The organism is Bradyrhizobium sp. CB1717, from assembly GCF_029714325.1.
Taxonomy (GTDB): Bacteria; Pseudomonadota; Alphaproteobacteria; order Rhizobiales; family Xanthobacteraceae; genus Bradyrhizobium.
Genome location: NZ_CP121666.1, coordinates 9,016,835 through 9,028,823, shown reverse-complemented (window position 1 = coordinate 9,028,823; position 11,989 = coordinate 9,016,835). Strand labels below are relative to the sequence as shown.

11 protein-coding genes are annotated in these 11,989 nt (G+C 65.5%); 5 read left to right on the top strand and 6 right to left on the bottom strand.

Annotation, left to right across the window (positions count from 1 at the left end):
* Nucleotides 1-14 precede the first annotated feature (14 nt).
* Both soxY and soxX read right to left on the bottom strand, forming a co-directional pair.
* Nucleotides 15-506, bottom strand: a complete 492-nt coding sequence (gene soxY, locus QA649_RS42015) for a thiosulfate oxidation carrier protein SoxY (RefSeq protein ID WP_283022277.1) — start codon at nt 504-506, stop codon at nt 15-17.
* Nucleotides 507-531: 25 nt separating this feature from the next.
* The gene (gene soxX, locus QA649_RS42010; RefSeq protein ID WP_018644437.1) at nt 532-885 is read right to left on the bottom strand and encodes a sulfur oxidation c-type cytochrome SoxX; all 354 of its coding nucleotides are present in this window, start codon (nt 883-885) and stop codon (nt 532-534) included.
* 271 nt (nt 886-1,156) lie between these two features.
* Here soxX and QA649_RS42005 point away from each other — a divergent pair, with 271 nt between their 5' ends.
* Entirely contained in the window at nt 1,157-1,831 is a 675-nt protein-coding gene (locus QA649_RS42005) for a DUF938 domain-containing protein (RefSeq protein ID WP_283022276.1), read from the top strand.
* A gap of 125 nt (nt 1,832-1,956) precedes the next feature.
* On the opposite strand, the gene QA649_RS42000 is transcribed toward QA649_RS42005, so the two are convergent.
* Together QA649_RS42000 and QA649_RS41995 are read right to left on the bottom strand one after the other, a co-directional pair.
* Nucleotides 1,957-2,778, bottom strand: coding sequence for an alpha/beta hydrolase (locus QA649_RS42000; protein ID WP_283022275.1), 822 nt, complete (start codon nt 2,776-2,778; stop codon nt 1,957-1,959).
* A gap of 10 nt (nt 2,779-2,788) precedes the next feature.
* Nucleotides 2,789-4,858, bottom strand: a complete 2,070-nt coding sequence (locus QA649_RS41995) for a prolyl oligopeptidase family serine peptidase (protein WP_283022274.1) — start codon at nt 4,856-4,858, stop codon at nt 2,789-2,791.
* 206 nt (nt 4,859-5,064) lie between these two features.
* Between QA649_RS41995 and QA649_RS41990 the strand changes: the two genes are divergently transcribed.
* On the top strand, nt 5,065-6,312 hold the full coding sequence (locus QA649_RS41990) for an MFS transporter (protein WP_283022273.1): 1,248 nt from the start codon (nt 5,065-5,067) through the stop codon (nt 6,310-6,312).
* A gap of 195 nt (nt 6,313-6,507) precedes the next feature.
* Nucleotides 6,508-7,746, top strand: coding sequence for an MFS transporter (locus tag QA649_RS41985; protein WP_283022272.1), 1,239 nt, complete (start codon nt 6,508-6,510; stop codon nt 7,744-7,746).
* A 221-nt stretch (nt 7,747-7,967) separates the two neighbouring features.
* Here QA649_RS41985 and QA649_RS41980 read toward each other — a convergent pair whose 3' ends face one another.
* Together QA649_RS41980 and QA649_RS41975 are read right to left on the bottom strand one after the other, a co-directional pair.
* On the bottom strand, nt 7,968-8,462 hold the full coding sequence (locus tag QA649_RS41980; protein WP_283022271.1) for a VOC family protein: 495 nt from the start codon (nt 8,460-8,462) through the stop codon (nt 7,968-7,970).
* 90 nt (nt 8,463-8,552) lie between these two features.
* Nucleotides 8,553-9,098, bottom strand: a complete 546-nt coding sequence (locus QA649_RS41975; RefSeq protein ID WP_283022270.1) for a carboxymuconolactone decarboxylase family protein — start codon at nt 9,096-9,098, stop codon at nt 8,553-8,555.
* Nucleotides 9,099-9,235: 137 nt separating this feature from the next.
* Between QA649_RS41975 and QA649_RS41970 the strand changes: the two genes are divergently transcribed.
* Nucleotides 9,236-10,450, top strand: a complete 1,215-nt coding sequence (locus tag QA649_RS41970; RefSeq protein ID WP_283022269.1) for an acyl-CoA dehydrogenase family protein — start codon at nt 9,236-9,238, stop codon at nt 10,448-10,450.
* 125 nt (nt 10,451-10,575) lie between these two features.
* The gene (locus tag QA649_RS41965) at nt 10,576-11,715 is read left to right on the top strand and encodes an acyl-CoA dehydrogenase family protein (protein ID WP_283022268.1); all 1,140 of its coding nucleotides are present in this window, start codon (nt 10,576-10,578) and stop codon (nt 11,713-11,715) included.
* The last annotated feature ends 274 nt before the right edge of the window (nt 11,716-11,989 follow it).

Here is an 11,989-nt window from a genome sequence, read left to right as displayed (position 1 = left end):
TCGAACTGCCTCGCTTAACCGCCGCAACCGCCGACGGTGACCTTCACTTCCTTGGTCGCGCTGTAGAGCTTGCCGTCGGCTTCCACGATCGCGGTCACATTGGTGGTCTTGGCCATCTTCAGCCGGTTGGCAACGCTCGGCAACGTGCCGTCGGGAATCTTGTAGGAAGCGGCCAGCGCGAACGGGTTCTCGGCGACGAAGAACGAGATCGAGGACACCTTGTCGAGCGTCGTCGTCACCGAGATCGGCACCACGCCGCCGTTCTCGGCAATCTCGGGCGCGTCGAGCTTGACCTTGTCCGAGGGCTCGGCGGTCTTGCCGTAGAGTGCCTTGATCGCGTCCGCCTCGTTCTTCAGCTTGAACGCCTCGTCCGGATATTTGTCGTTGGCTGCGGCGTGCGCGGGTGCGGCGCCGAACGGCAGATTGCCGAGGCCGAGCAGCGCGACGGAGGCCGCACCTTGAAGGATCAGGCGCCGCGTCGGATGAGGGCCGGTGGTCGTGGTCATCTCGGGTCTCCTGGGCCGCCGGCCGTTACAGGGTCTGCAGGAAATCAACGATCGCGCTGATCTCCTGTTCGGTCAAAATCCGGTTCCGGCCGAACGGCGGCATCATGGTCTGGGGATTGCGCTTGGTCTCGTCGAAGATGATCGCCACCAGCTCGTTGCGATCAGGGTATTTTGATTTGATGTCCTTCAGCTCGGGGCCGATCGTTCCCGGCAGGTCGCCGCCCTTGATGACGTGGCAGGTCAGGCAATTTCCCTTGCCGCGGTCGAAGGCAAGCTTTTGGCCCTCAGTCACGGCGGATTGCGCCCGCGCCGGGCTAGCGAGGCCGGCGGCGATGGCCAGCAGGATGAACAGGACGGGCGTCCGGACAAGAGCGGTCAAGGCGTCATTCCGAGGCTTTATGGCGATGATCTCGATCGCGGAAATAGGAGCGTTCCAAAGCACAAAGGGCCGCCCCTGACAATCAAGACTATGCACGCGGCAAAATGGAGTTAATATCTTCCGCATTGCAACTGAAGAGATTATTTGTTCGGTCGATTTGGCCCCAGGAGTCCCCAGGCGTTAAAGATCGTGGGTGCGGGCCGGCTGTTTCGTGGCGTTTGGGCGCTCATCCTGTTTTCATCGCGTTCTCGTTTTTTCAAGGGGACCTCACTTGGCTGAATATGTCGTCGAATTTGGCAGGGACGGCGGACGGGTCGAGCCCGACGGCCGGCTCGATGCGCCGGCCTTCCATCGCAATCACGAGCCGATCTGGGCGGCGCTGGAGAAGCATCTGGCTGGGCTGACCGGCAATGTGGTCGAGGTCGGCAGCGGAACCGGCCAGCACGTGGTCCATTTCGCCGGGCATACGCCCGGCCTGATCTGGTGGCCCAGCGACCTCAACCAGCGGCACGTGAAGAGCATCGAGGCCTGGCGCGTCCATTCGGCCCTGCCGAACATCCGCTCGCCGTTGCGGATCGACCTCACCGATCCCGACTGGTGTCCGGAGATGAAGAGCGGGCAGGGGCCGAGCAGCCTTGCCGCCGTGTTCTGCGCCAATGTTATCCACATCGCGCCCTGGACCGTGGCCGAAGGCCTGTTCGCCGGCGCCGGCCGCTACTTGCGCGCTGACGGCAAGCTGTTCCTCTATGGCCCGTTCAAGCGCGACGGCAAGCACACCGCGCTCAGCAACGCCGTGTTCGACACGTCGTTGCGCGAAGGCAATCCCGACTGGGGCGTGCGCGACGTCGTCGATGTCGAGAAGCTGGCGAAGGCGGTAGGCCTTCGCCTCGTCGATACGATCGAGATGCCCGCGAACAATCTGACGCTGGTGTTTGCGCGGGGGTGAGGCGCTGCCAGACTTGGGTCTGGGTGCACGCCATAACAGCGGTGCGCTCCCTCCCCCCTTGCGGGGGGGAATGAGAGAGCGGTACCCGCCTCACGTCGTGATGGTGAGAGCGCGAAGCGGTAGCGCTATCGCGCCTCGCCTGCTCCCGCATGTCGTGCGACGAATTCGGAAATGAGAGCCGTAACCTCCGCCGGCCGCTCCAGGCTCGGGAGATGCGCCACGCCCGGCATTTCATGCCTCTCCGCACCCGGCACGACCGCCGCGACGTGGCGGCAACGATCCTGAACATAGGGGAAGTCGAGGTCGCCCCAAGCTACGAGTGTCGGCACCGCGACATCGCCGAGCCGGTCGAAGAAGGGACGAATGTCGACGTCCGTTCCGAACGGCGGCGAGCGGAGTGCGATGCCGTTCATGTCGAGGAACAGATCGCGCGTAGGCCCGGTGACGCGACCTTCGGGCGCCAGCGCTCCATCCAGCAGGAGGCGCGCTTTCAACGCGTTCAACCGATCGACATCGCCGGACACCTCCGCCTCTTTCGACTGCGCCATCAGCCTGGCGATGTCGGGCGTGTAGGTCGGATCGGGCGCGCCGGCGACATTGGGCGCGATCAGGACGAGCGCACGAACGCGCGACTTGTGACGGATGGCGGCATCGAGCGCGATGCGGCCGCCGAGGGAGCAGCCAACGAGAATTGCGGGCTTGCCGCCTGCGGTCGCCTCCAGCACTGCCATCAGGTCCGACAGGGCGGAAAAGTCCTCCGGCTCGGCGCGCGTTTCGCCGAAGCCGCGCCGGTCATAGGCGACCGCCTTGTGGGTGGTGCCGATTGCATCCATCTGGTCGCGCCACATGCGCCGGTCGCACACATTGGCATGAAGAAAGACAATTGCGGTGCCGTCGCCCACGATTTCGGTCGCGAGCCTGGCGCGGCCGGACGCAATGAATTGCATGTTCGCCCCTTCAGCCTTCGCCATCCTTCCAGCCGATCTTCTCCTTCAAGAACCGGAAGCCGAGCACCTCGAAGCCGGCGCGCTCCTTGTTGTCCTTGCCGTAGCCATGGCCGCCTGCGGCCGGCTCGTAGAACCAGGCCTCATAGCCCATCGCCTGGAGCTTGGCCGCCATCTTGCGGGCATGGCCGGGGTGGACGCGGTCGTCACGCCGCGTCGTCGCGATCAGGATCGGTGGATAGGACTGGCCAGTTTTCACGTTGTGATAGGCGGAGTAGGTCTTCAGCCATTCCCACTCCTCCACCTTGTCAGGATCGCCATATTCCGCGATCCAGCTCGCGCCGGCGAGCAGCTTTGTGTAGCGGCGCATGTCGATCAGCGGGATGGTGCAGAACAGCGCGCCGAAGCGCTCGGGATAGCGCACCAGCATGTTGGTGATGAGAATGCCGCCGTTCGAGCCGCCTTGTGCTGCAATCCGCTTCGCGCTCGTCACGCCGCGGCGGACGAGGTCGGCGGCCACGGCCGCGAAATCGTCATGCGACAGCTTCTTGCCGGCGAGGCGCCCGGCATCGTGCCAGCGCGTGCCGAACTCGCCGCCGCCGCGCAAATTCGCCTCCACCGTGGTGCCGCCGCGCTCCAGCCACAGCTTGCCGAGCGAGGCGTTGTAGTACGGCTTCACGGCGACGGCGAAGCCGCCATAGGCGCTCATGAAGACCGGCGCATCGCCGGTCTCCTTGGCGGGGCCGGTCTGCACATAGGGAATGCGCTCGCCGTCAACAGAGATCGCCTCGTGCTGCGTCACCACGAGGCCGTCGGCGGTGAACGTCTTCGGCGCCTGCTTCAGCACGGTCGGACTTGCGACGCCGCGCGCGATCAGCAGCATCGAGGGCGGCGTGAGCGGGTCCTGCACATTGGCGAGGAGATCGCCGTTGCTTTCGGACGGATGCCGATCGAGCGCCCAGACGTCGACGACGCCGATCTGCGGCAGGCCGGGAAGCGTCTCGCGGCTCCAGCCCGTAGCGGCTGGCGTCCAGATCTCGAATTGCGGTTTGAGCTCGTCGAGAATCGACAGCACCAGCTTTCCTGCGACCCAGAAAAGCCCTTGCAAGGCGCGCCGCGGTGCAGGCTCGAACAGGACGACAAAATCGCGGCTGCCGGCGAGGAAGGCGGAGAGCGAGATGCCGAGCACTGTGTCGGTGGCATAGGCGCGGCCTCCGGCCGTCCAGTCCTTGCGCAGCTTGATCGCGAACCAGTCGCCATGCGCCTGCATCCAGACGCCGGTCGGCAGGTCAAGCTTCGTCATCGTGCCGGCGGCATCGCGCAGCCAGATGGCGTGATTGAAGAAGTCGATCTGGTCGATGATCCAGGTGCGCGGCGCAGGTCCCGTGTCATCGACGCCGCCGTAGATCACCATGTGATCTTCCGTGGTCTCCGCGACCGACTCGGCCTGGTCGACAGGCTGGCCGCGCCGCCACAGGCGAACCGTTCGCGCATAGCCCGATGTCGTCGCCATGCCCTCGCCATGGGCGCTCGACAGCAGCAGCGTGTCGGCATCGAGCCAGTCCACGCCGCCCTTGGCCTCCGGCAGCGTAAAGCCGTCCGCAACGAAGCTCCTGGTGGCGAGGTCGAACTCGCGCAGGGTGACGGCGTCGCTGCCGCCGCGCGACAGGCTCAGGATGGCGCGCGAGCTTCCCGGCATCGTGGCGATCCCGCTGAGGAGCCAGTCCTCGCCTTCCTTTGCCGCGAGCTGGTCGATATCCAGCATGGTCTCCCACACCGGTGCGGCTTTGCGAAATTCCGCCAGCGTCGTTCGCCGCCACAGGCCGCGCGGATTGCCGGCGTCCTTCCAGAGGTTATGCAGGTCGGTGCCGCGGCGGCTGACATAGGGAATGTTGTCGGGACGATCATAGATCGCCGCGAGGGTATCGCGATCGCGCGCGAAGGCCGCGCCGCCGAACGCTTGAAGCGTCAGCTCATTCTGCCGCTCGACGAAGTCGAGCGCCTGCCGCCCTTCGATCTCCTCCAGCCACAGCCAGGGATCGTCGTCGGGAGCGCTGAGCGTGGGCCTGTCGTCGACGGACATGAACGAAACTCCGTAAAATTCGCGACGGATAGGATTTGATCGAGCGCAAGCCGTCAAGGCCGCGCGCCGCTATCATCCAACCGATTGCGTCAGAGGCATGGCCCGCGCCCGTTTGCGTCGGTTGCCCGTCCTTCCGCGCCCCTCCATAGTGCCGGGAATCAACAAGGCCCTCGAAAGCCTCAAATGCCCTTGGGGCGGAAGTGCCGATGCTGGACGTGACTGCAGCCAATGAGATCGCCGCCGATGCCCGCGTGCGTGCCAATGTGGTGCGCCTTGCCGCCGCGCAGGCGCTGACCGGCGCCAATTCGGCGGTCATTTTCGCCACCGGCGCGATCGTCGGCGCCACGCTCGCGCCCGACATGTCGTTCGCGACCGTGCCGATCTCGATGTATGTGGTCGGGCTCGCCGCCGGCACGCTACCGACCGGCGCGATCTCGCGCCGCTTCGGCCGCCGCGCCGCTTTCATCACCGGCACGGGTCTCGGCACGCTCACCGGTCTGCTCGGCTCGTTCGCGATCCTGCACGGCTCGTTCGCGCTGTTTTGTCTGGCGACCTTCCTCGGCGGCCTCTACGGCGCGGTGGCGCAATCCTATCGCTTCGCGGCGGCCGATGGCGCCAGCGCGGCGTATCGCCCGAAGGCGGTGTCCTGGGTGATGGCCGGCGGCGTGTTCGCCGGCGTGCTCGGTCCGCAACTCGTGCAATGGACCATGGATGTCTGGCAGCCTTATCTGTTCGCCTTCAGCTTCCTGGTGCAGGCCGCCGTAGCCTTGGTCGCGATGGGCATCGTCGCCGGCGTCGATATGCCGAGGCCCGCTCCGGCCGATCTGCACGGCGGGCGGCCGCTGCTCACGATCGTCAGCCAGCCGCGCTTCATCGCGGCGGCGCTGTGCGGCGTGATCGCCTATCCCATGATGAATCTGGTGATGACCTCGGCGCCGCTCGCCATGAAGATGTGCGGCCTCAGCCTCAGCGATTCCAATTTCGGCATTCAGTGGCACATCGTCGCGATGTACGGTCCGAGCTTCTTCACGGGGACTCTGATCGCGCGCTTCGGCGCTCCGAAAATCGTGGCCGCCGGCCTCCTGCTGGAAGCGGGCGCCGCCACCATCGGCCTCTCCGGCATCACGGCGATGCATTTCTGGGCCACGCTGATCGTGCTCGGCGTCGGCTGGAATTTCTCCTTCATCGGCGCCTCCGCGCTGGTGCTGGAGACGCACCGCCCGCAGGAGCGCAACAAGGTGCAGGCCTTCAACGATTTCCTGGTGTTCGGCATGATGGCGATCGGCTCGTTCTCCTCCGGGCAACTGCTCGCCAATTACGGCTGGTCGGCGGTGAACATGGTGGTGTTCCCGCCGGTCATGCTCGGCCTTGCCGTGCTCTCGCTGGTCTCCTGGGCGAAGCGCCGCAAGGCGCGGCTCGAGGCGGCGATGGGTGAGTTCCCGGACGCGGTGTGACGCATGATCCGGAAAAGTGCGAAGCGGTTTTTCGAAAAGGCTCATGCTCGAAAGGATGGCGGGAGGCTGTCAGCAGCGTTGACACTTCGATCCAGATCGAAGTGATTTTCGGGAGGCCGATTGTTACATGATGCTCGTCATCAACAGACGGGCGTGACGCAAGGCGCCCGCGGGGGATGCGAAGGAGAAGCGCAAATGCTCGACAACCCCCGCCATACGGTTCCCATCGACGAGTCCTCGCTTCGCTACGAAGGCTGGCGCATCGTCGCCGTCTGCTTCCTGCTCGCCACCTTCGGCTGGGGGCTCGGCTTCTACGGCCAGAGCGTCTATGTCGCCGAGCTGCAGCGCGCGCGGGGCTGGCCGGCCTCGCTGATCTCCTCCGGCACGACGTTCTTCTATCTGTTCGGCGCGCTGCTGGTCGTCTTCGTCGGCGAAGCCGTGCGAAAATACGGTCCGCGGCTCAGCCTGATCGCCGGCACGCTGGCGATGGCGGCCGCCGCGGTCGCGATCGGCGCGGTGCGCGAGCCCTGGCAGCTCTATCTCGCCGACGCCGTGCTCGCCTTCGGCTGGGCCGGTACCAGCCTTGCCATGATCACCAACACGATCAGCCTGTGGTTCGACCAAAAGCGCGGCATGGCGATCAGCCTCGCGCTCAACGGCGCCAGCTTCGGCGGCATCGTCGGTGTGCCGCTGCTGGTGACGCTGATCGGCCATGTCGGCTTCGCCAGCGCGATGTACGCCGCCGCCGGCGCCATGCTGGTGCTGCTCGTGCCGGTGATCCTGGTTCTCGTCGGCCGCCCGCCCGATCTTCACGGCTGGCAGGCTGCGACGAAAGCAAAGCCGCAATCGTCGACGCAGATCCGCGCCTGGGCGCTGCGCGACCTCGGCTTCCTCACGGTGACCATTGCATTCGCCCTAGTGCTGTTCGCGCAGGTCGGCTTCATCGTGCACCTGATCTCGTTCCTCGATCCCGTGATCGGCCGCGAGCGCGCCGCGGTTGCCGTCGCAGTGCTGACTGCGATGGCGGTGGTCGGCCGCGTGCTGTTCTCGCTGGTGATCGACCGCCTCAACCAGCGGCTGGCCTCCGCAATCTCGTTCCTGAGCCAGGCTGCCGCGCTCCTCGTCGTCATCAACCTGCACAACGATTATGTGCTGATCGCGGCCTGCGCGGTGTTCGGCTTCTCGGTCGGCAACCTCATCACGCTGCCGTCGCTGATCGTGCAGCAGGAGTTCGACAGCTCCGCGTTCGGCGTGCTGATCAGTCTGAATACCGCGATCAACCAGGTGACCTATGCGTTCGGGCCCGGCGTTGTCGGGGGCCTCCGCGATTGGTCCGGCGGCTATGCGCTACCGTTCTATCTCTGCATCGCGCTGGAGGTGGCCGCCGCGGCGTTGATCATGGTGCGCGGGAAGCCCAAAGCGAAGCTCTCGTAGGGTGGGAAGGCGCAAAGCGCCGTGCCCACCACCTGTTTCTACATCGCGAGATTTGGTGGGCACGCTCCGCTTTGTCCACCCTACGGCATCACGCTTGGGCTATCGCAACGGCGCCTTAACACACTCCGTCATTGCGAGCGCAGAGAAGCAATCCAGGCTGTCTCGGCGGAAAGATTCTGGATTGCTTCGCTGCGCTCGCAATGACGAGGAGAGGGCGGAGTTCACCTCTCGCGCTGCCTCAGCAACGCCTCCACATCCAGCCGCTTGGTGAACATCGCGAGCTTCCCGTCCGGCCCGAACGGCCATTGCTCCCGCGGCTTGTCCCAATACAGCTCCACGCCGTTCTCGTCGGGATCGCGCAAGTACAGCGCCTCGCTGACGCCGTGGTCGCTCGCGCCGTCCAGCGCAATGCCGGCCGAGAGCACCCGGTGCAGCGCATCCGCCAGCGCAGGGCGCGTCGGATAGAGGATCGCGGTGTGGAACAGCCCCGTCGTGCCCGGCGGCGGCGGCGAGCCGCCCTTGCTCTCCCAGGTGTTGAGCCCGATGTGGTGATGATAGCCGCCGGCCGAGATGAAGGCCGCGCCCGAGCCCATGCGCTGCATCAGCTCGAAGCCGAGCACGCCGCAATAAAAGCCGAGCGCGCGATCGAGGTCGGCGACCTTGAGGTGGACGTGGCCGATTCGGGTGCCGGCGGCGACGGCCTGGGTTTGCGACATGGGAATGCTCCGTTGAAACCATGCACATAAGGCCGGCCCCGGGATCGCGCTACGGGCTGATCCCGAAACCCATCGTTTCCGGACGGGAAACTAAGCGAGCTCCGACACCTCGCCCTCGGGCAGGCCGAATTCGAACGTGTTCAGCGTCATCGACACCAGCGTGTAATAGCCGCACAGCCCGATCACCTCGACGACACCGCGTTCGCCGAGCAGCTTCACCGCCTCATCATAGAGCCCCTTCTCGACGCCGTGTCCCTCATGCAGCGACTTCGCGACGTCGTAGATCATCTTCCCCTTGGCATCGTCGAACTCAGGCGTGCGGCGATCGCGGATCGCGTCGATGATCTCCGGCTTCATGCCGCCGGCAAGCGCCAGGCGCTTATGCGCATACCATTCGTAATGCGCGGTCCAGTGCCGCGCCGTCACCAGGATCGCGATCTCCGAGAGTTTTGCCGGGAAGATCGTGTCGAAGCGCAGCACTTCGCCGAGCCGCGTCGCATGCCGCGCCATCTCCGGGCTGCCCAGCCAGGCCATCATCGGAGCCGGCGGCTTGCCGCGCTTGCCGGCAATCGACTCGTCATAGGTCTGCCGCTGGCTCTCGTTCATTTCGCCAGGCGAAAGAAGTTTCAGGCGCATTGTCGTTTCCTCTTTGTTTTCAAGCACCGCCGTGGCGGCGACTATAACGGAATGCGGCCGCGGAAGTGGTTGAATTCCACGGGGCGATGGCCCAGAGTCGCCGCCAACAAGTCGATTTTGAGTGATGGAAACGACCAATGACTGACTCTCAAACCAGCGATTCTGAAACCGCCGATCTCGAAACATTCCGCGTTGAGACGCGCGCCTGGCTCGAAGCCAATTGCCCGCCGGAGATGCGCAAGCCCGCAACCTCCGACGCCGACGTGTTCTGGGGCGGACGCAACGCAAAATTCTCGTCCGAGCCGCAGCGCATCTGGTTCGAGCGCATGCGCGACAAGGGCTGGACCGTGCCGGATTGGCCGAAGCAATATGGCGGCGGTGGCCTCAGCGCCGCCGAGCACAAGGTGCTGCGCGCGGAGATGGCCAAAATGGGCGCGCGTCCGCCGCTGTCGAGCTTCGGCATCTGGATGCTCGGGCCGGCGCTTTTGAAATACGGCAACGACGCCCAGAAGAAGGAGCACCTGCCGAAAATCGCGGCGGGCCTGATCCGCTGGTGCCAGGGCTATTCCGAGCCGAACGCCGGCTCCGATCTTGCCTCGCTGCAGACCCGCGCCGAGAGCGACGGCGACGACTTCGTCATCACGGGCTCGAAGATCTGGACGTCCTACGCCAACTACGCCGACTGGATCTTCTGCCTCGTCCGCACCGATCCCGTTGCGAAGAAGCACGACGGCATCAGCTTCATCCTGTTCGACATGACCTCGAAGGGCGTCTCGACCAAGCCGATCCTGCTGATCTCCGGCTACTCGCCGTTCTGCGAGACCTTCTTCGACGGTGTCCGCGTGCCGAAGTCGCATGTGGTCGGTACCGTCAACCGTGGCTGGGACGTCGCGAAATATCTGCTCCAGCACGAGCGCGCGATGATCTCGGGGATGGGCGAGCGCGGCGTCGGCCGTCCGCTCGGCCAGATCGCGGCGGATTCCGTCGGCTCCGATACGCTGGGGCGGCTCGATGATGCCATGCTGCGCGGCCAGATCGCGAGCTTCGACGTCGACGAGGCCGCGCTCGCGGCCTGCGCCGAGCGCGCGGTCGATCTCGCCAAGGCGGGGCAGGCGCATCCGGCGTTCTCCTCGGCGATGAAATATTACGGCACCGAGCTCAACAAGCGCCGCTACGAGATCCTGATGTCGGCCGGCGGCGTCGATGCGCTGGAATGGGAGAGCGAGCGCTCCAGGCAGGGCGCCCGCCCGCGCGCCTGGCTGCGCACCAAGGCCAACTCGATCGAGGGCGGCACGTCCGAGGTCATGCTCGGCATTGTCGCCAAGCGCATCCTGGATCTGCCGGGGGCTTAACCGTCGTTCCGGGGCGGTCCGCAGGACCGAACCCGGAACCTCGAGATTCCGGGTTCGATGCGGCGCATCGCCCCGGAATGACAGCAACAAATACGCATTCCGCCAGACGTTAGAGACTTTGCACCATGGCCCTCGTCCTCACCGAAGAACAATCGATGCTCCGCGACTCAGCGCGCGGGCTGATCAGCGACAAGGCGCCGGTGTCGCACCTGCGCCATCTGCGCGACTCCAAGGATCCCACCGGCTTCTCCAAGGAGCTGTGGCAATCCTTTGCCGAGATGGGCTTTGCCGGCCTGCTCGTGCCGGAAGAGTTCGGCGGCAGCGGCCTCGGCTTCATGGAAGCCGGTGTGCTCATGGAGGAGATCGGCCGCACCTTGATGCCCTCGCCCTTCCTCGCCACCAGCGTGGTCGCGGCCTCCGCGCTGAATCGCGGCGGCAATGCCGCGCAGAAGTCGGAATATCTGCCGAAGCTCGCGAGCGGCTCGCTGCTCGCAACGCTCGCGATCGACGAGGGGGCCAAGCATCGCCCGCTGCAGACCAGCCTGCAGGCCGTGCGCGCCGGCAACGGTTTCAAGCTTTCCGGCGCCAAGGCACTTGTCGTCGACGGTCATGTCGCCGATCTCTTCATCGTTGCCGCGCGCACTTCTGGCTCGGCCGGCGAGCGTGAAGGGCTGACGTTGTTCCTGGCGAACCCCAAGGCCAAGGGCGTTTCGGTCGAGCGCACCATCATGGTCGACGCGCACAATGCGGCGCGGATCGAGCTTGCCAATGTCGAGGTGACCGCCGACAGCGTGCTCGGCGAGGTCGATCAGGGCGCCGCGCTGCTTGACGGCGTGCTCGATATCGGACGTGGCGCGGTCGCCGCCGAAATGGTCGGCCTCAGCGACGAGGTCTTTGGCCGCACCGTCGAGTATCTCAAGAACAGAAAACAGTTCGGCAAGCTGATCGGCGAATTCCAGGCGCTGCAGCACCGCGCCGCCGAGCTCTATGTCGACATCGAGATCACCCGCGCCGCCACCATGAAGGCGCTGCAGGCGCTGGATACCGATGTCGCCAAGGCCGCCTCAGCCGTGGCCGTGGCCAAGGCGCGCGCCGGCACCACCGCCACCCGCGCGGTGCAGGAAGGCGTGCAGATGCACGGCGGCATGGGCATGACCGACCAGTTCGACATCGGCTTCTTCATGAAGCGCGCGCGGGTGTGCGAGGAATTGTTCGGCGATGCGAACTACCACACCCAGCAGCTGGCGCTGGCGCGGGGGTATTGATCTCGTAGCCCGGATGGAGCGGAGCGAAATCCGGGATTCTCTCCGAGCGGTGAGACGGCCCCGGATTGCGCTGCGCTCCATCCGGGCTACGGACTGGAGCGCTGCCATCGTGCCACACAATAGGTGTCGTCGCCCGGCTCGACCGGGCGACCCAGTACGCCGCGGCCTTTCCATATACGTTTGACGTCTCTGGAATACTGGATCGCCCGCTTTCGCGGGCGATGACAGTTGAGAGTGTGGAGAGCGCTCCGCCCCAAGCTCGTCATTGCGAGGA